This is a genomic window from Streptococcus mitis (assembly GCF_002096815.1).
In the GTDB taxonomy this organism is placed as follows: domain Bacteria; phylum Bacillota; class Bacilli; order Lactobacillales; family Streptococcaceae; genus Streptococcus; species Streptococcus mitis_AD.
In genome coordinates, this window is sequence record NZ_NCVJ01000019.1 from 119,456 (window position 1) to 138,156 (window position 18,701).

Genomic DNA, 18,701 nt, shown 5'->3' on the forward strand with positions numbered 1-18,701 from the left:
CCGTTCTAATGTAATTTTTTAGATTTTTCAATATTTTTTAGTAATAAGAATCGGTATAAGGAAATATTTATGAATAGAGCCAAAGCACTAATTCTTCTCCCCTTACGGAAAATTGGATTCCTAGCAATAGCAAAGGCATGGCCTTTTAAAAATCGATGAATCTGAGAATAGGCTTCAAATTTTTTATACTGATCATCTAGTAACATCTTATCCATAATGAAGAAGTGAGCATAGGACAATCTGAAAAAAGCAACCTCTTTCAAGTCAGAATAGTTTTTCACAACTTCATTGTAAAACTTTTGGTAGATATCAATATAGGCTAAATCCTTCTCTGCATACGGTTTGGTCGTAATGCTATCCCCTCTATGGAAATAGTAATAATAGGGTTTGGTATTAACCACGTACTGCTTAGCCAACTTGATTAAATCAAAATGATAATAGGCATCTTCGTAAATCAATCCTTTAGGAAAGGATAGGGCAATTGCAATTTCTTTCTTAATTAGCTTATTGCAGATCGTTCCAGGTATTTTTTCACCTATGAGGTATTCCTTTAGAAATGTTTGAGAATCACAGACAAAATAGTCATCCTGATTGGCTGACTGTGGACTTTCATCATTTGCATAGACATTCATGACACCACAGCTCGAAACATCCGCATCTTCTTGAATTAATTGCTCATATAAACTCTGAATCATTTCTGGATGGATATAATCATCTGAGTCAATAAAAATCAGATAATCCCCATGAGCCTGCTTCATTCCATCGTTTCGCGCTTGTGACAAGCCTTCATTCTTTTTATGAAGCACTGACACCCTATCATCTTGTTCAGCGATTGAATCACACAAGCGACCACTTTCATCTGTTGCTCCATCATCAACAAGAATGATTTCCAGATTTTGATAGGTCTGCTCCTGAATGGAAGCTATCGATTTTTCTAGGTACTGCGCCACATTATAGACTGGCACAATCACACTAATTAATGCAGTTTCCATGCTACTCCTCTAATAGTTTTTCTACTTGTTCGATTTGTTTGACAATTGTAAATTGTTGAATGAATTGACTAGCATCATTGACATCAAAGTTTGAGGTAGAAGTCATATAGTTCGTAATTGCCTGAGCTGCCTCTTGATTGCTCTCAATGATTTGTCCAAATCGTCCTTCTTGGGATAATTCCTCAGCCCCTCCGACATCCGTAGAGACAAAAGGAAGTCCCAGACTCAAGGCTTCAACATACACTCCAGGAAAACCTTCTTGTTTAGACATAGACAAGAGAACTTTCGTCTGAGATAAATACTGATATGGATTTTTTTGATAACCAAGGAAATGTACATAGTCTTCAAGCTCATATTCTTTGACGCGTTTTTTCAGTTCCTCTTCCATATCACCAGCCCCGATAAAATAGAGATGATAGTTTTTTCCTTCTTGGTGTAATAATCGTATCACTTCCACCACACGGTCAGAACCCTTATTTTCCTCAATCCGTCCGATAGTACAGATACTTTGAGGCGCAATCTCGATATCGATTTTCTCTTGAGATTTTTCTAAAATAGTCTTAAAATCATATCCATTGTAAACTGTCCGTAATTTCGAAGCATAATCTGGATAGACTTCCTTGATAGAATTGCTGGTTTTATTCGAAATTCCTACAATGGTATCCGCAGCATCCAACTGGCGTCTATGTGATTCTCTTTTGGAGCTATCCTTAAGAAATTCTTCGATACTTCCATGAATCCAAGAGATTTTCTTGACTTCTTTTCTTTTAGAGAACAAAAGTGGAGGATTCATAATGGTAAAGGAAACTTCAACATCATAGTCATCTTTCACCAGCAAACGACGGGTCAGTCTTGGAAAATAAATTCTCATCCTCCACAAAAGAGCTCGTAACCATCTAGCTTGGCGATAATCCTGAAGGGATTTTAAAATGCGTACATGCTTGGGAACAGATTCGTATCCCTTATCAAAATGTTCCATTTCAAGAATATCAATATCATACTTTTCTGGATCTAGATTTGAAACAATGGTAGATAGAATCTTCTCTGCGCCACCCCCGAGAGAAAAAGACCACATAAAAAATAATATTTTTTTCTTAGCCACCATATTCTCCCTTGTATTCTGTATAAGACTTATCCATATCAGCGATGACAGCATCATGATGTGGTAGCTGCTTATCTGCTGGTGGAGGTGTCATATAATCACCAAAAGCAGTGCTGAGATAGGCATCGTAGCCAACTGGAATGGGCATCTCTGTCTCTTCAAATGGCAAGAAAAGATTATCTTCAAAAGATGCGATTGGGTACTTATTTCTCATGTAGCCAGGCCCTGAGCATAACTCCGTGATTCCATCGCTCTCAGCCAGACTGTACTTGGTCATTTCTTTTTCAGCTTTTTTCCAAATATGATAACGGAGAGATTTTGGCGTCAAACCGAGTAAAATGCGACTCCCCCATTTCATAAGTGCGCCATGCTTTTCTGGAACAGTTTGAGCACAAAAGAGTGAATAAATCAATGCCCAACGAACCTGTTTTTTCCGCTCAGCTGGATTTTTCGGATAATAATCCAAAGGCAAGACATCCAAGGCTAAACCATGTGGCAAATCCAAATCCTGCTGATAAGGTTTGATACAGGTGGTTTCCTTGTCACGAATGGTAATAAAAAGATTGCGGTCTACAAAATCCTTGTGACTCTTTGACAAGAAATAACGCTCATCTGCATAGCGAGGCCATAATTCTGCTAATTTCTCATAATCTTTACGAGGCATAAAAAAGTCTAGGTCATCGTCCCAAGGAATAAAGCCCTTGTTTCGAAGGGAACCAATAGCACCTCCACCACAAAGATAACAAAGCAAATCATGTTCTTTACAAAATGCGACGAAATATTCAGCCATTTTCAGACTACGAGCCTGAATTGCTTTTAAATCAGTCATGTCTCTCCTCTTCTGTTCAATAACGAGTTATATCGGTTTATTATACCATAAAAAAGCCTTAAAAATCCATCGGAAACTAAAAAAAATCAAAGTTCAAACCACTATTTTACTAGTGATTCCAACCTTGATTTTTTCTGTATAATTCTATCTCATCCTCATCTGAGAAAGTTTAGTTTGATATTTATTTTGGTCTACTAAGAGTGCCTGCCCTCCATAAACATCGTAATCATCAACCCAATCACCCAGTTCTGGAACTGTTAATCTCTCTATACCATTTTGCGCTCCATCTAGGAAGGATAAGCCATTGGTCAATAAGAAACTATAAGGAACATTCGTAGAGGTCATGCCAAAGACCTTACCAAGTGCTTCTGATCCAGTAAAGAGTTTAGTTGGATCCTTGAGTTGTTGCAGAACTACTGTCAAAACTTGCTGTTGTCTCTTGGTACGACCATAGTCACCTTCATCGTCATCACGGAAACGTGCATAATTGAGCAAGGTTGAGCCATTCATCTGCTGTTTCCCGACTTTAATCGTCTGCGTTGGAGACTCTGTTTCTGTAGCATGCAAATCATCACCCACGGTAGCTTCGGTTAAAGGTTGACCTTCTAAGGTTGAGAATTTGGCATCAATCGTCACCCCATCAGGGAAAAGAGTGTCAATAGCGGTTGCGAAGGCCTGGAAATCAACCAAGGCATAGTACTTAATATCCAAGTCAAAATTGTCTTTTAGGACTTTTCGGACCATTTCTGCTCCTTTTTGCCCCTCTTGTTCTCCCAACTCATAGGCTACGTTTAACTTGTTATCCGTCTGTTTTCTACCGTTAATCACTTGACTGTAACCGTCTATATAGACCAAATTGTCACGCATAAAGCTGACCAGCTTAATTTTCTTATCTGAGCCACCAACATTTAGTACCATAATAGAGTCCGTTCTCGTCTCAGCACTATTTTGACCAATCCGTCCATCTGTTCCCATAATTAAGATATTAACACCATCCTTGGTATCTTGACCATGAAAAACTTCTACTTGAGCCGCCTTAGCATTGGCAGGTTTATTTGGATCCGCATTTGAATAGCCTTTTAGGAACATAAAAATCATGCCAAAACCGACACAGGCTAGAAGGACAAGCAATCCTGCAAAAATGCGCCCCCAACGAATCTTGCGTTTTTTTGCTTTAACCTTTGGAAGTGAATGACTTTTCTGATATTTTTTTGCACGACTACGGTTACCATAGGATGGAAGAGGAGATTGATTGATTGGTTCCATGAAAGACTCTTCCATATCATGATTTTCACTATGAATTTCTGGTGAAGCTTCACTACCACTAGCCATATTTAACTTACCTTGCAAGTAAGCAAACTCTTTTTTCTCTCGCTCATTGAGGTAATGAATGTTCTTAAAGAGATAGTCATAACGTAACTGCTCATGATGACTTAAGGGATTTTCTTTACTCATCTTCTCTCCTTTCCGTGGTCTGATATTGGATAAATAGGATAGGCTCCCAGTACTTTATACTGGATTCCAATCGCTTCTAATTCTTTTTGGGCAAAGTTAACCAAATCCTTATCGGCATAATCCACATCAATAATGAAAAAGTATTCTCCCAGTGCTGTCTTGAGTGGCCGACTTTCAATTTTTGTCAGGTCAATTCCTCTCCAAGCAAAGGTCGACAGAGCCTTATAAAGGGCACCTGGAAGGTTGTCCGGTAAGGTCAAGGCCAAAGTCATTTTCTCAGTTTGTGCTTTCAAGGGAATAGAAGACTTTTCAGCTCCCAAAACCCAGAAACGTGTGAAATTGGCTTCCATTTCTTGAATATCCTCGGCAATCAGTTCCAAGCCATATTCTTCAGCAGAACTTCTTGGTGCAATCGCTGCATAAGGATGGTCTGGATGTTCAGAAATAAAACGAGCCGCATAAGCTGTACTAGCTGTTACCTCGATTTGGGCCTCTGGATATTGTTCATCGATGAATTTCTTTCCTTGAGCCAAGGCCTGTGGATGTGAAAAAATCTTTTCAATCTTAGTATGACCTGGAACCACCATCAACTGCTGATGAATAGGCTGAACGATTTCTGCTACTGCTTGAATGCGAGCCTGATGAAAAAGGTAGTCCAAGGTTTCATGAACACTACCCTCGATAGAATTTTCAACTGGCACCACAGAATAGTCCACCAAACCTTGCTCATAGGCCTTGATGACATCTGTAATATTGGCAAAGGCCTGCAATTCCTCCTGAGGAAAAGCTGTCTGCACAACATGGTGTGAAAATGATCCCTTGGGACCTAGATAAGCAATTTTCATCTCAGTTCCTCTATAATTTCCTCTGGGCTTAGCTCGGTCACATCCAAAATCCGACTAGCCACTTCCTCATACAAAGCCTGTCTTTCTTGGAAAATAGCTGCTAATTCTTCCTTGCTATTATTTAGAAAAAGCGGGCGCTGATTGTCCTTATCAGCTGATATGCGTTGGTAGAGGGTGTCAAAATCAGCTTTCAGGTAGATATTATCAGAATTTGTCTTTAGTAAGTCACGATTTCGCTGAGAAACGACCACTCCTCCACCAGTTGACACAACTTGGTCTCTTTGTAGTAACTCAGCCAATACTTCTGACTCTACCTGTCGAAAGGTCTCTTCTCCCATTTCCGAGAAAAATTCCGCAATGGACATACCTAAGCGTTTCTCAATCAGGGCATCCATATCAAGGTAATTAGGGTCCAAGCCTCTTGCAATAGTCGATTTGCCAGCTCCCATAAATCCGAGTAATACCTTAGTCATGAATCAAGCTCTCCAAATCATCAAAGAAGCTAGGATAGCTGGTATTGATAGCTTCAGCACGGTCAAGCTCCACTTCTCCATCTGCAACCAAGAGGGCCGCGATAGCCGTCATCATTCCGATACGGTGGTCACCAAACGTATTGACTCTAGCACCGTGAAGGACTGATTTCCCTTTGATAATCATCCCATCTGCCGTAGGAGTAATATCTGCTCCCATACTATTTAAGGCGTCTGCGACTACCTGAATGCGGTCTGTTTCTTTGACTTTAAGTTCCTCAGCATCCTTAATAACTGTTACACCTTGGGCTTGGGTCGCAAGTAGAGCGATAACTGGCAATTCATCAATCAAGCGTGGAATAAAAGCGCCACCAATCTCTGTTCCTTTCAAGTCTGAAGACTCAACAGTTAAGGTTGCAGATTTAGCGACTGGGTCAATTTCAGTTATTTCTAGTTTCCCACCCATGGCACGAATGACATCAATAATACCAGTACGCGTTTCGTTGATGCCCACATTATTAAGCACCACACGAGAATTTGGAACAATCAAACCTGCGACCAACCAAAAGGCTGCACTGGAAATATCTCCTGGAACAACCACCTTTTGTCCTGTCAATTTTTGTGGTCCTTGGACTGTGATTTTCTTACCGTCCACACTTAAATGGCCACCAAATTGTTGCAACATATCTTCAGTATGATTACGGGTGCACTCTTTTTCGATAATAACAGACTCCCCCTGAGCCTGCAAGGCCGCAAACATCAAGGCTGACTTAACCTGGGCAGAGGCAATTGGCAACTCATAATGAATAGGTCTTAGGTTTTTCGTCCCTTTTAAATGAAGGGGAGGCAAGTCTCGCTCAGCTTGCCCTGAAATGCTGACACCCATTTTTTTCAATGGAACCGTCACACGGTCCATAGGACGTTTGGAAAGACTATCATCTCCAAACATTTCTACTTCAAAGTCTGCACCAGCAAGGACACCTGAAATCAGACGAATCGAGGTTCCAGAATTTCCCATATCAAGGGCATTTTGCGGCGCTTTTAAGCCATCCATACCTACACCTTGGATGGTAATAACCTCATCTTTATCCTCAATCTCAACACCAAGGTCACGAAAGACTTGCATGGTCGAAAGGACGTCTTCGCCACGTAATATATCATAAACCTTGGTCTCACCCTCAGCCAAACTTCCAAAGATAATAGAACGGTGACTGATAGACTTGTCACCTGGAACTCGGATACTGCCGTGTAAGTGGCTAATGTTTGTTTTTAGTTTCATACTGGACCTCATACTTGCAATACTTTTACCTATTTTATCATAAAAAGCCAGAAATTCCTTAAAAATTTCTGACTTTATGATAGTTATTTTCTTATTTTAGCAATTCTGAAACTGGTTCGAAAACGATTTTTTCAATGTCAGAAAGGTAAATGGCCAATTGTTGTTGCTTGGTAAAGAATTCTGACAAGAGGCTATTTCCTTGAATCTGCTTACCAAAGCCTTCCATCTTCGCTTGGAAGGAAGCGTCTGGCATTTGACCTGTCTGCGCTAGTCTTTGAATTTCCTCTTGGAAAGTAACATATTCTGTAAAGATTTTGCTTGCCTCAGCATCTGCTGCAATCGCATCTTTAGCTGCTTTAACAGCCTTGTATTCTGGTAATTCGCGTAGACCGCGACTAAGTTCATTTGCACTATCGTAAATATTTGACATAATTTTCTCCTTATTTGATAACGACTGTGTAGTCGGTATTTTCTGTTATGAGGTGCTCAGCTCGTTCTAAATCTTGAGCATTTCTAAATGAGATTTGTAGAATCCCGTGAATATCTTCACGGTTTTCCTCGTTGATATGGATGTTAACCAAGGAAGTTCCACGCAGTAGTTCCAAAATCCGCAAGATGACATCTTCTTCATCGGGAACATCTACATAGAGGTCATAAGAGCTATCCACACCTCCACGCTTATGGATTTCCATGGCCTGACGTTGCTCACGTGCTTGATTGAAAAAGTTCCAGATCTGCTCCTCATCTCCCTTGCTGATGGCTTGTCCAACCTCATCTAATCGCTCCTTGAAATCCTCAATTCGATCCAGAATAGTTTCACGATTAGACAAGAGAATTGAGGTCCACATACCCGGCTCGCTTTCCGCAATTCGGGTCATATCTCGAAAACCACCGGCCGCAAAGCGCCTTGCCATCTCATGTTCTTGAGCATAGGTCGCAGTCTGCTCCATGAGACTGGAAGCCAGAATATGTGGAAAATGGCTAATCTGAGAAGTCACACGATCATGCTCCTTGGTATCAATCTCGATAAAGCGAGCATGGAGACCTGAAAGCAGATTCTTCATTTCCTCAAGTGTATCAGGACTTGTCAGGCTCGAAGGTGTAAAGATATAGTAGGCATTTTCAAAGAGATTGACATCTGCAGAGGCAGCCCCTGTCTTGTGACTACCAGCCATAGGATGGGCCCCGACAAAGCTGACGGGCTTGCCAGTTAAATACTGCTCCGCCGCATCCACAATGGCTGATTTGGTCGAACCGGCATCTGAAATAATCACACCTTCTTTCAAGTCCAAGTCAGCTAATTCCTTAATAAAGGAAATGGTTTGTTTGATTGGCAAACTGAGAATAATGATATCTGCCAAAGGAGCAAAACTAGCAAAATCATCCGTTGCACGGTCAATCATGCCTTCTTTCAAGGCGATATCTCTCGAAGCTTGACTGCGATTATAACCTAAAATTTCATAATCTGGATGATCACGTTTGATACCAAGTGCCATAGAGGCTCCAATCAAACCAAGACCTGCGATATAGATTGTTTTTGCCATAGGAACTCCTTAATAGTTCTTTGTATAGTCTCGGTGCTTGGCTACCGCTTCTTTTAGTTCCTCAAGATTGTCTGATGAAAATTTTTCAAGGATTTCTTGTGCCAGAACCGTTGCTACAACAGCTTCCATAACCACACCGGCAGCTGGAAGAGCGGTCGGATCACTTCTCTCCACGGTCGCCTTGTAGGGTTCATGGGTTTCGATATCCACACTCATAAGTGGTTTGTAGAGTGTAGGAATGGGTTTCATAACGCCACGAACAACAATGGGTTGCCCATTGGTCATACCACCTTCAAAGCCGCCCAGATTATTGGTACGGCGAGTATAACCATCTTCTTTAGACCAGAGAATTTCGTCCATAACTTGGCTACCTTTACGGTAACCAGCTTCAAAGCCAAGACCAAATTCCACCCCTTTAAAGGCATTGATAGAAACAACTGCCTGAGCCAATCGCGCATCCAATTTTCTGTCCCATTGGACATAGGAACCAAGACCAACTGGAACACCTCCAACGACTGTCTCGACAACCCCACCGATGGTATCACCGTCACGCTTGATTTGGTCAATATAGTCCTTGATTTCCTGTTCTCGTTCTTGGTTGACAATAGAAACTTCAGACTGGGCAGCTCTTTCCTTAATCTCAGCAACTGTGAGATTCTCAGGAACATCGATTTCCTTGCCACCAAAGACCACGACATGGTTGGCAATCTCCATATCCAATTCAGCCAAGAGGCGTTTAGCTACTGCTCCAACTGCCACCCGCATGGTTGTTTCACGAGCTGATGAACGCTCCAAAGAATTTCGCAAATCATCAAAACGGTACTTGATGCCCCCAACCAAATCGGCATGTCCTGGACGAGGATGAGTGATTTTCCGTTTGCTTTTAAGGCGGTCTTCAATGTCTTCAGCAGACATAATATCCAGCCATTTTTGGTGGTCCTTATTGATGACATCCATGGTAATCGGAGCCCCTGTCGTCTTCCCATGGCGAACGCCCGAAGTAAAGACAACCTGGTCACTCTCAATCTTCATACGACCACCACGACCGTAGCCACCCTGACGGCGTTTAAGGTCTCCATTGATATCCTCTGCTGTCAAAGGAAGTCCTGCTGGAATTCCTTCAATAATAGCCGTCAGACGGGGACCGTGTGATTCTCCTGCAGTTAAATATCTCATACACTCTCCTTATTTTACCAAGTAGTCTTTCATCTCTTCTAGAGAAACTGGGTGAATCGTCGCTGAACCAAGCTCTGGTACCAAGACCAATTTCAAGGTATTGCCACGCGCTTTCTTGTCATGTGTCAAAGCCTGATAAAGCTTATCAACATCCCAATTTTCATAGTCAACAGGCAAGCCGAATTTCTGACACATCTCTGTGATAGATTGGGTAATGCCAGCTGGCATAAGTCCCTTCTCCTCAGCAACCTTGGAAATCTGTATCATGCCCATGGCCACAGCCTCACCATGCATGACTTTGCCATAACCGGCCGTTGCTTCAATGGCATGGCCAATGGTGTGGCCAAAATTGAGGTAAAGGCGAACACCATTGTCCAACTCATCCTCAACTACCATCTTACGCTTAACCTGACAAGAATGTTCAATCAAGGTCTCTGCATATTCCAGTATGCTCTCTACAGAACCATCCAGTTCCGTCAAAAGAGCCCACAGTTCTGGATCCTCAATCAAGCCATACTTGATAACTTCACCCATTCCTTCAATCAACTCTCTCTTTCCGAGTGTTTCAAGGACAAGCGGATCAATCAGAACCCCATCTGGTTGGGCAAAGGTACCCACCATATTCTTAGCAAATGGAGTGTTAACGCCTGTTTTTCCACCGATAGAAGAATCCACCTGGGCTGTCAAGCTGGTCGGAATCTGAACAAAGTGAATGCCCCGCATATAGGTTGAGGCTACAAAACCAGCTAGGTCTCCAACGACACCACCACCTAGGGCTACAATCCCATCACTACGAGTTAGACCTTGCTTGACTAGAAATTCATAGACTTTCTGAACAGTGGTTAAATTCTTTCTTTCTTCCCCTTCTAAAAAGTCAAAAACGGCTACCGGAAAACCAGCATCTTCTAGGCTGAGTTTGACCTTCTCTGCATAAAGAGAAGCTACATGGTTGTCTGTTACAATGACCACTTTTTGCGGTTGCCAGAGTTCTCGCAACCATTGACCAGCTTGAGCCAGACAACCTTTTTCAATCTGAATATCATAAGGATGATGAGAAATATCGATTCTGATTTTCATAGGAGAATCTCCCTTTCTTTATTGGTATTTTTCGGTTAAAGACTGCCAAATTTCTTCTGTCGGCATTTCTTTACCTGTCCACAGTTGAAAAGCTTCTGCAGCTTGATAAAGCAACATTCCTAGACCATTGACAGCTGGATTGCCCTGTCTCCTAGCCCATTTTAAAAATGGCGTTTCAAAGGGTTGGTAAATGATATCTGCCACCAAGAGATTTTCTGGCAAGCTAATACTTTCTGGAACTGGAGAGGATTGACCATCCATCCCTACACTTGTCGCATTGACAAGTAAATCCGACTCGGCAATCCTTTCCTGCAAGACAGAAACATCTTCTAAAGCATACAAGTCCACTTTAAAGCCTGTCTGCTCCTGTAACTTGTCTAGGTAAGGTCTTGTTTTTTCCATAGAAACTGAACGAACAAAGACTGAAATCTGACTGACGCCGTCCAAAATAGCTTGCGCCAAGATAGATTTGGCCGCACCGCCTGCACCCAGCAGGGTCATCTTCTTACCTGAAATTGTAAAAGAAGGCAAGCTCTTAAAAAATCCCTTGCCATCTGTATTATATCCAATTAAATTGCCATTCTCATTGACAACCGTATTGACCGCACCAATCAAGCGCGCTTCGTCACTCAGCTCATCCAAATATGGAATCACTTGCTCCTTATAGGGCATGGACAGGTTGATGCCAAACATCTGGTAGCGACGAATATTAGCCACTGTATCCGCCAAATCACTCGCTTCAATCTCCCAAGCCACGTAAGCACCATTGGTAGCTGTCGCCTCAAAGGCACTATTGTGGATGAAGGGAGAGATAGAATGCTTAATAGGATTGGCAACAACTGCTGCTAAACGTGTATAGCCATCAAGCTTCATCCAAAATCTCCCTGATTTTTTTCATGTTAGCTAGAGAAATCTGACCAGGGGCACTTGCCTCATCTAGACTAGCAAAAGACCAGCTAGAACCCGTCACATCCGCAGTGATACGAGAGACCTTGCCCACCTTACCCATAGAAATAGTTACATATTCCTGTTCAGGATTGAGGGTTTTAAAGCCTCGTGTATAGTTCATCAAGTCTAGCACATCCTGTTCCGTGTGAGCCATCACCGCAACCTTGACAAGTTTTGGATTTAGGCTCGTCAACTCTGACAAGATTTCCATCATGTTTTCAGGCGTTTCTTGGAAATTGTGGTAACTCAAAACGAGATTTGGGAAGTCCAGCATTTCCTCAAAAACATCCTTGTAGCTATAGTACTCAAAATCAATATAGTCTGGTTGATAGAGTTGCGCCACTTCCTTGATTAGATGGATATATTCTTCTGGAGAAAGGTCGATTTCTCCCCCTTCAGCGCGAGTTCGCAGCGTGAAAACCAACTCACGACCTGCAAATTTTTCAAAAATAGCTGGAGCCACCTGCAAAATCGCTTCCTTAGGCAGATAGTCGGCACGCCATTCAATGATGTCGGCATCTAGGTACCTCGTGGCATCCAGAGCCTGGACCTCCTCTAAACTTCTTGGCATTACTGAAACAATTAATTTCATTTACTAACCTTCATACTAATCACCTTGAGGTAATTACTACTTTCATCTTTTTTATTATAGGCAAAATCTGCTGGAAGACCGTATTTATTTAAAATCTGGTAACTTCTTCCTGCAAAGCCTTTATCAATTTGTTCTGTAAATTTCTGGTGGGAAATATTGGCAGCATTAGTACTGGCAATGATAATCCCTCCAGGATTTAAAATCTCAAGACTCTGGGAAATCAACTTGTGATAATCCTTGGCCACAGAGAAAGTTTGTTTTTTGTTCCGAGCAAAGCTAGGCGGATCTAGAACAATCACATCGTAGGTCAAGCCTTTTCGTTTGGCATACTTGAAATACTCAAAGACATCCATGACTATAAAACGGTGGTCGTCTGTGCTGAGCCCATTTGCCTGAAAATGCGCTTGAGACAATTCTCGTGAACGTTTAGCTAGGTCAACAGAAGTTGTCTGACTTGCTCCTCCCATGGCCGCAGCTACTGAAAAGGCTGCTGTATAAGAAAACATATTGAGCAAAGATTTGCCCATAGCCAATCCATCAACCAGACTACCACGAACTTCATGCTGGTCTAGGAAAATCCCTGTCATCAAGCCATCGTTCATAAAGACTTGATACAGAACACCATTTTCCAAAACAGTGAAAAAGTCAGGTGCTTCTTGACCATAAACATGGGCAGATTCGTAGTCCAAACCCTTAAAACGGATCTTCTCATAGGCTCCTAAAACCTCAGGAAAAACCTGTCTAAAAGCTTCTGAGATAACCTTGCGAATCTGATAAACATAAGAGTTATACCAAGAAAAGACAGCATAGTCGCCATAAAGGTCCACTGTCAGACCACCAAAGACATCTCCCTCTTGGTTGAAGAGACGAAAGGCAGTTGTCAATTCGTCTTGATAGTAGGCACTTCTCTTTTCTTTAGCTTGTCTAAACAGTGCTTCAAAGAACGCTTGATTGAAGGTCACCTTGTCTGTGCTGACAAACCAGCCCAAGCCCTTGTTTTGCTGAGAAAGGTAGGCAGTACCAAGAAAGTTGCCATCTTGACTATGAACTTCTACTTCCTGATCCTTGAGATGAACATCTGCAAGGTCGCTAGCTTCTAGTAAAACTAGCCCTTTAGCGAGCTTCTTTTCAACCCTTTTGTTGACTCTTATTCTATTCATAACTACCATTATATCAAACTTTTAGCCAATTCTCAAAAAAGAAACTACCCTTGCTTTTTTACTTTCATTTTAAAAAATGGTATACTAATACTAATAAAAAATTAGGAAGTAAATGTGTGAGAATTAATTTTAACAAAATCCAAAAAGCCATGGGTACCAGACTGGGTTTTGTCCTAACCCTTTTAATCCTCTATTGGCTCAAAACCTTATTAGCCTATACCGTTGACTTTAATTTAGATATTCAAGTAGGAAAATTACAAGGAAATTACCTTGCCTTTATCGCCTTTTTCAATCCCCTTCCTTTGGGGTTACTCCTGCTGGCTCTAGCCCTCTATGCTCGGTCAACCAAGATTTTTTATGGTCTGAGTATAGCTATTTATAGTCTTTTATTCATTTGGCTTTATTCTAATGTCTTTTACTATCGAGAATTTAGCGACTTTATCACGGCTAATACCATGAAGGTGGTCAGCAAGGTATCTGTCGGTACTGCAGAACTAGAGTTACTGCGTCCTTGGGATTTCATCTATTTTATGGATTTCCCACTGCTAGCATTCCTTTTCTTTAAAAAATTTATCCAGCTGGATAGGAGACCTTTCAAATTCCGCTCCAGTATTGCCATCACTGCACTCTCAGTCCTGCTCTTTTCAGCTAATCTTTTCTTGACTGAAATTGAGCGTCCCGATCTCCTGTCACGAGGATTTTCCAATTATTATGTTGTTCGTGCCCTTAGCTTACCCGCCTTTTTAGGTTATAGTGCGAATCAATCCTATAGCGCCAACAAGGAGCGTGCTAAGGCTTCTGAGACTGACCTGCAACCTATTACAGATTATATTCAAGAGCATTCGGCTAAGCCCAATCCAGACTATTTTGGCTTGGCTAAAGGGAAAAATGTGATTTATCTCCACTTGGAGAGTTTCCAACAGTTCCTGCTTGACTATAAACTCAACATGGATGGAACTGAGCATGAAGTCACTCCCTTCCTCAATTCCCTCTACCATTCGCAATCAACCCTAGCCTTTTCGAATATCTTTAACCAAGTCAAGGCTGGTAAGACCTCCGATGCGGAAACCATGCTAGAAACCGGTTTATTTGGTCTTAACCAAGGTTCTTTCATGGTCAACTACGGTGGCACCAATACCCAGCAGGCAGCTCCTTTTATCCTATCAAAAAACGGCTACCAATCAAGTGCTGTCTTTCACGGTAATATCGGGACCTTCTGGAATCGAAATACGACCTACAAACAATGGGGCTATCAATACTTCTTTGATGCTTCCTATTTTACCAAGCAAGACAGTAGCAATTCTTTCCAATATGGTTTAAATGATAAAATCATGATGAAAGATTCTATTCAGTATCTGGAGCATTTACAGCAGCCTTTTTATGCCAAGTATATCACGGTATCCAATCACTATCCTTATGCTAGCAATCTGACGGGCGATGAGCTTGGTTTCCCCTTGGCCAAGACCAAAGATGAAACAATCAATGGCTACTTCCAAACCGCCAACTATCTGGACAGTGCTATCAAGGACTTCTTTGACTATCTCAAAGAAAGTGGTCTCTATGAAAAATCCATCATCGTCATTTACGGAGACCATTATGGCATTTCCAACTCCCGCAATCCTGACCTGGCGCCCTTGATCGGAAAGACTTCTGAGAACTGGTCTAATTACGACAATGCCATGTTGCAACGAGTGCCTTTTATGGTGGTCATGCCTGGTTTTGAAAAGGGGCAAATTATCAATACCTACGGTGGACAAGTCGATATCTTACCGACTCTCGAACACCTCCTTGGTATTGAGTCCAATTCCTTCCTTCAAGTCGGACAAGACCTCCTATCACCAGACCACCAAGAAATCGTTGCCTTTCGAACTGCCAATTCCTTCGTCACACCTAAATACACCAGTTATGACGGACGAACCTACTATACTGAGAGCGGTCTTGAAATCAGCAACCTTGATGAACAAGCTCAGACTGAACTAGAAAATGTTCGTCAGGCAACCAGCCAACAGCTGAAAATCAGCGACCAGATTCAAACTGGCGATTTGATCCGTTTCTACCAAGCAGATCATCTTGGAAAAGTTGATACAGAAAGTATTTCTTACCTCAATTCCTTGCCCATTCTGCAAAAGATTGAACTGGAAAAAGGTAGTCAATCAACGAGCCTCTTTAGCCAACGACAAGGCAAAACCAGTACTGACCTTTTCAAGGCACCAAGTTACCAAGAACTCCACCCAGAGTCGGCTGAAACCGAATCAAAATCACAATAAAAAATGCTCTTCCGTCTTGGAGGAGCATTTCTTTTTATCAATGAAAATCAAAGAGGAAACTAGCCTCAGGTTAACTGTGAGATTATAGGTAGAGAAGTTGTATCAGCAATATATGTCTGTCAAATTTGGTGACGAAGATAGACGAGGAGATAAATCAGCTTCAGCAGGTATCTGGGAAATTTGATTTTATAGAAAAGCTTTTTGTTACAAACTCAATATACTATCAATAAATAATATTATAGAAGCAACAATTATTATCATTTCACCTATTTGAATAATTCTATTTCGAACTCTAAATACATATTCTATCAAAAATACTTGGATCACACATATTATAGGAATTAATGTTTTTGAAATTGAAAAATATCCAAATAAATAAACTATAAACAACAATAATAGAACTATATTATATTTCTTATTCAAAACATTCCTCCCTATATTTTTTTTGATTGCCAATCGTAATAATTTATAATTACGTTATAAATTATGAAAGCGATTTGTCAAATGAGATTTATCAAGATAGCAACCAACTATATCATCTTTTTTCTATTTCTGCCAATATGCGTGACAGGTAGTAATAATAGCCAAAAATAGCAAGAGCAAGCAAGAGGATAAGAGCTCCTACTCCCAAGCTTATGGCAAGGATAGGTGAAAGAGACTGAACCAAGAATAAGCTTACAATAACTAAAATCATTAAGATAACACTATAAATTAAGAGTAAAACTATTGCTACTATACGATTTGAACGGTTCACCAAGTCCGTAATGTTACTCCAATTGGTTGACAGATTTTTTACGTCCTTAAAGTAATGGTGGCAAGAAAGGATGACACTGGCAAGGGTCCAGACTACAAGAAGGTAAATCATCGAAAGGATGGGCAATCCTAAATAAAGAGAAAGACCTAGTAAAGTCAGAATTGGTAAAAAAGACTGGACAGCAAATATAATCCAAAATTTCACTCTCACATAACGAGCAAAGTCAAAGGGTAAACTCTTAAGAAAATCAACATTTTCCCTCTCCAAGGATAAGGCAATTGAAGGTAGGCTGGTTATATTGTTATTGACAACTGATATAAAGAGAGCTATAAAAAACAAGGGTAACCAGTATGGAGGATGAATATCTGGAACTATCTGAGAATCTCGGATGTTGGAAATCAGACCAATCATCATGAGATAAGGAAGGAAAGCACTGGTAAAGAGCACTGTAACCACGCCAGTTCCCTGTCCCAAGAGGGAGAGGTTGTAGCGCAAAACCATGCGGAAAAACCCCTTTTTAGTAGTTGAAATTCTCTCCTTACTGCGACGTTCTTTTATGACCTTCTCCTCACTGTTAAGTAGGATCACGTCATAAAAATGAGGAAAAACCTTCTTTTTGGTCAGGTAAAGCAAGAAGACAGTTAGAGTTATCCAAGCGAGCAGACCCAAGATGGCTTCTGTCGAAAAAGGCTCCACTGCTATTTTGTAAAAGAGATGAAGAGGATAAAGGAGAAATGGAATATCTCTAACTTTGTCAACAATACTTCCAGAAGTCGACTGTAGAAAGAAGACAAATATTAAAGGTATGAGAACTCCTATGCCAATCATCACATTCGAAAAAATAGACTGATACTTTCTGAAGACCGTAGTCTGAGCCAAGAAATGTACTGCCACTACCATCACTAAAGTAACAGAGACAAATAATAAGGTCAAGGACAGCATCATCAAAGGCCAGCCCAGCCAGAGAGAAGGAGCGAGCCTAATATAGAGGACTAGAAAATAAGCTAGGATTGGTACAATTCCAGTTAGAGCTGGCAAGAGGACAGACAGTCCTTTAGCAATTATAATCTCTGATTCTTTAAAGGCATAGGGCCTATAGGAGGCCAGGTCCTTACTCTCATAAAAGACATTGTAAAATGCAGTGAAAGAAGTTGAAAAGGCCATCACTAGAAAAATAGCAACCATGAAACTAAAATGAACAGGCCTTTCCTCAAAAGGAAAATGAAAGGCTATATTACTAAAAAAGATAAGTAATAAAAGACTGGAAAAAATGTAAGAACTTAGGACTCTAGCGGAAACATTTACTTTTTTTCCAGGATTTTTAGCTTGCTTCTTTCGTAGGTTAGCCAGATTAGCTTCTTGAGATGAATAGAGGATATTGATATCCACTAATTTTTTAATGACCTTGAGACGCATCTGAAACCTCCTCTTTTCTACCAGCAAGACTAAGGTAGATACTTTCCAAAGACTGGTCTGGGTGGTCTTTTCTTAAGTCCTCCACGCTACCACAATAAATCAAATGCCCCTTTTTCAAAATGGCAATCCGATCACAGACTTGCTCGGCTACCTCTAGGACATGGGTTGAAAACAAGACTGTCTTGCCTTTTTGCGCATGTTCCTTCATCATCTGCTTCAAATCAAAGGCAGCCTGGGGATCCAAACCAGTCAAGGGTTCGTCCAAAACCCAAATATCAGGATCAGATAAGAGTGCTCCGATGATAAAGACTTTCTGACGCATTCCGTGAGAAAGGGTTTCAATGACCTGATAGCGATTTTCAGCAAAATCAAAAACACTCAATAGCTTAGCTAGACTAGCTTCCAAGTCAGAGCTGCTCAGATCATAGGATGAAGCGATCAATTCCCAAAATTCATTGGCTGTTAAACGCAAAAATAAGTCAGGCGAGTCTGCTACGTAGCCAATCTTTCGTTTAATAGCCAAGCGATTTTCCGATAAATCCTGACCATCTACCAAAATACGACCACTGCTGGGCGAAATGATACTAACTAAGGATTTTATAGTGGTCGATTTTCCAGCCCCATTATGGCCAATTAAGCCCATAATCTCCCCATTTTCAATCTGCAAATTGAGATTACTCAAGGCCTCTTTATCACCATACAACTTACTAACATTTTGAAATTCAATCATGAGAAATCTCCTCTCTTTATCTATGTAATTTACTATAATTATAGCGCTTTCATTTTAAAAATCAA

The 18,701-nt window shown here is 41.0% G+C and carries 18 protein-coding genes; 1 reads left to right on the forward strand and 17 read right to left on the reverse strand.

Going from position 1 to position 18,701, the window contains the following annotated elements; translation table 11 throughout:
* Positions 1-5: 5 nt before the first annotated feature.
* The 14 genes from B7696_RS04670 to B7696_RS04735 form a co-directional block, all read right to left on the reverse strand.
* Entirely contained in the window at positions 6-992 is a 987-nt protein-coding gene (locus tag B7696_RS04670; RefSeq protein ID WP_084862424.1) for a glycosyltransferase family 2 protein, read from the reverse strand.
* A 1-nt stretch (position 993) separates the two neighbouring features.
* Entirely contained in the window at positions 994-2,097 is a 1,104-nt protein-coding gene (locus B7696_RS04675; protein ID WP_084862425.1) for a glycosyltransferase, read from the reverse strand.
* Complete coding sequence (locus B7696_RS04680; protein WP_084862427.1) at positions 2,087-2,923, reverse strand: LicD family protein; 837 nt, start codon at positions 2,921-2,923, stop codon at positions 2,087-2,089. The genes B7696_RS04675 and B7696_RS04680 overlap by 11 nt, the downstream gene beginning before the upstream one ends.
* Positions 2,924-3,067: 144 nt before the next feature.
* Positions 3,068-4,378, reverse strand: a complete 1,311-nt coding sequence (locus tag B7696_RS04685; RefSeq protein ID WP_084862428.1) for an LCP family protein — start codon at positions 4,376-4,378, stop codon at positions 3,068-3,070.
* Entirely contained in the window at positions 4,375-5,223 is an 849-nt protein-coding gene (pheA, locus tag B7696_RS04690; RefSeq protein ID WP_084862430.1) for a prephenate dehydratase, read from the reverse strand. Before pheA ends, B7696_RS04685 begins: the two co-directional genes overlap by 4 nt.
* Positions 5,220-5,696 carry a shikimate kinase gene (locus B7696_RS04695; RefSeq protein ID WP_084862431.1) on the reverse strand — a complete coding sequence of 159 codons (477 nt, stop codon included), beginning with the start codon at positions 5,694-5,696 and terminating at the stop codon, positions 5,220-5,222. Before B7696_RS04695 ends, pheA begins: the two co-directional genes overlap by 4 nt.
* Entirely contained in the window at positions 5,689-6,972 is a 1,284-nt protein-coding gene (aroA, locus tag B7696_RS04700) for a 3-phosphoshikimate 1-carboxyvinyltransferase (protein ID WP_084862433.1), read from the reverse strand. Before aroA ends, B7696_RS04695 begins: the two co-directional genes overlap by 8 nt.
* Before the next feature lie 91 nt (positions 6,973-7,063).
* Entirely contained in the window at positions 7,064-7,402 is a 339-nt protein-coding gene (locus tag B7696_RS04705) for a YlbF/YmcA family competence regulator (RefSeq protein WP_064276487.1), read from the reverse strand.
* Between the two features lie 10 nt (positions 7,403-7,412).
* Positions 7,413-8,516: a prephenate dehydrogenase gene (locus B7696_RS04710; RefSeq protein WP_084862434.1), complete on the reverse strand. Its 1,104-nt coding sequence runs from the start codon at positions 8,514-8,516 to the stop codon at positions 7,413-7,415.
* A gap of 9 nt (positions 8,517-8,525) precedes the next feature.
* Complete coding sequence (gene aroC, locus B7696_RS04715; protein ID WP_070697342.1) at positions 8,526-9,692, reverse strand: chorismate synthase; 1,167 nt, start codon at positions 9,690-9,692, stop codon at positions 8,526-8,528.
* Positions 9,693-9,701: 9 nt separating this feature from the next.
* Positions 9,702-10,769, reverse strand: coding sequence for a 3-dehydroquinate synthase (gene aroB, locus B7696_RS04720; RefSeq protein WP_084862436.1), 1,068 nt, complete (start codon positions 10,767-10,769; stop codon positions 9,702-9,704).
* Between the two features lie 18 nt (positions 10,770-10,787).
* Entirely contained in the window at positions 10,788-11,642 is an 855-nt protein-coding gene (locus B7696_RS04725) for a shikimate dehydrogenase (RefSeq protein WP_084862437.1), read from the reverse strand.
* On the reverse strand, positions 11,632-12,309 hold the full coding sequence (gene aroD, locus B7696_RS04730; RefSeq protein ID WP_049516075.1) for a type I 3-dehydroquinate dehydratase: 678 nt from the start codon (positions 12,307-12,309) through the stop codon (positions 11,632-11,634). The genes B7696_RS04725 and aroD overlap by 11 nt, the downstream gene beginning before the upstream one ends.
* Entirely contained in the window at positions 12,306-13,469 is a 1,164-nt protein-coding gene (locus tag B7696_RS04735) for a class I SAM-dependent rRNA methyltransferase (protein WP_192856284.1), read from the reverse strand. Before B7696_RS04735 ends, aroD begins: the two co-directional genes overlap by 4 nt.
* Before the next feature lie 149 nt (positions 13,470-13,618).
* Between B7696_RS04735 and B7696_RS04740 the strand changes: the two genes are divergently transcribed.
* Entirely contained in the window at positions 13,619-15,736 is a 2,118-nt protein-coding gene (locus B7696_RS04740) for an LTA synthase family protein (protein WP_192856287.1), read from the forward strand.
* Between the two features lie 204 nt (positions 15,737-15,940).
* Here B7696_RS04740 and B7696_RS10700 read toward each other — a convergent pair whose 3' ends face one another.
* The 3 genes from B7696_RS10700 to B7696_RS04755 form a co-directional block, all read right to left on the reverse strand.
* Positions 15,941-16,159, reverse strand: coding sequence for a hypothetical protein (locus tag B7696_RS10700; RefSeq protein WP_084862442.1), 219 nt, complete (start codon positions 16,157-16,159; stop codon positions 15,941-15,943).
* Positions 16,160-16,271: 112 nt separating this feature from the next.
* Complete coding sequence (locus tag B7696_RS04750) at positions 16,272-17,906, reverse strand: hypothetical protein (protein WP_084862443.1); 1,635 nt, start codon at positions 17,904-17,906, stop codon at positions 16,272-16,274.
* Entirely contained in the window at positions 17,887-18,636 is a 750-nt protein-coding gene (locus B7696_RS04755) for an ABC transporter ATP-binding protein (protein WP_084862445.1), read from the reverse strand. The genes B7696_RS04750 and B7696_RS04755 overlap by 20 nt, the downstream gene beginning before the upstream one ends.
* Positions 18,637-18,701 lie beyond the last annotated feature (65 nt).

Excerpts from the sequence above, each read along its gene's own strand:
- B7696_RS04675 (WP_084862425.1), bottom strand. The coding sequence starts at position 2,097 with ATGGTGGCTAAGAAAAAAATATTATTTTTTATGTGGTCTTTTTCTCTC.
- B7696_RS04735 (WP_192856284.1), bottom strand. The coding sequence starts at position 13,469 with ATGAATAGAATAAGAGTCAACAAAAGGGTTGAAAAGAAGCTCGCTAAA.
- aroC (WP_070697342.1), bottom strand. The coding sequence starts at position 9,692 with ATGAGATATTTAACTGCAGGAGAATCACACGGTCCCCGTCTGACGGCT.
- B7696_RS04705 (WP_064276487.1), bottom strand. The coding sequence starts at position 7,402 with ATGTCAAATATTTACGATAGTGCAAATGAACTTAGTCGCGGTCTACGC.
- B7696_RS04710 (WP_084862434.1), bottom strand. The coding sequence starts at position 8,516 with ATGGCAAAAACAATCTATATCGCAGGTCTTGGTTTGATTGGAGCCTCT.
- aroB (WP_084862436.1), bottom strand. The coding sequence starts at position 10,769 with ATGAAAATCAGAATCGATATTTCTCATCATCCTTATGATATTCAGATT.
- B7696_RS04670 (WP_084862424.1), bottom strand. The coding sequence starts at position 992 with ATGGAAACTGCATTAATTAGTGTGATTGTGCCAGTCTATAATGTGGCG.
- aroA (WP_084862433.1), bottom strand. The coding sequence starts at position 6,972 with ATGAAACTAAAAACAAACATTAGCCACTTACACGGCAGTATCCGAGTT.
- B7696_RS04685 (WP_084862428.1), bottom strand. The coding sequence starts at position 4,378 with ATGAGTAAAGAAAATCCCTTAAGTCATCATGAGCAGTTACGTTATGAC.
- B7696_RS04755 (WP_084862445.1), bottom strand. The coding sequence starts at position 18,636 with ATGATTGAATTTCAAAATGTTAGTAAGTTGTATGGTGATAAAGAGGCC.
- pheA (WP_084862430.1), bottom strand. The coding sequence starts at position 5,223 with ATGAAAATTGCTTATCTAGGTCCCAAGGGATCATTTTCACACCATGTT.
- B7696_RS04725 (WP_084862437.1), bottom strand. The coding sequence starts at position 11,642 with ATGAAGCTTGATGGCTATACACGTTTAGCAGCAGTTGTTGCCAATCCT.
- B7696_RS04695 (WP_084862431.1), bottom strand. The coding sequence starts at position 5,696 with ATGACTAAGGTATTACTCGGATTTATGGGAGCTGGCAAATCGACTATT.
- B7696_RS04680 (WP_084862427.1), bottom strand. The coding sequence starts at position 2,923 with ATGACTGATTTAAAAGCAATTCAGGCTCGTAGTCTGAAAATGGCTGAA.
- aroD (WP_049516075.1), bottom strand. The coding sequence starts at position 12,309 with ATGAAATTAATTGTTTCAGTAATGCCAAGAAGTTTAGAGGAGGTCCAG.
- B7696_RS04750 (WP_084862443.1), bottom strand. The coding sequence starts at position 17,906 with ATGCGTCTCAAGGTCATTAAAAAATTAGTGGATATCAATATCCTCTAT.
- B7696_RS04740 (WP_192856287.1), top strand. The coding sequence starts at position 13,619 with ATGGGTACCAGACTGGGTTTTGTCCTAACCCTTTTAATCCTCTATTGG.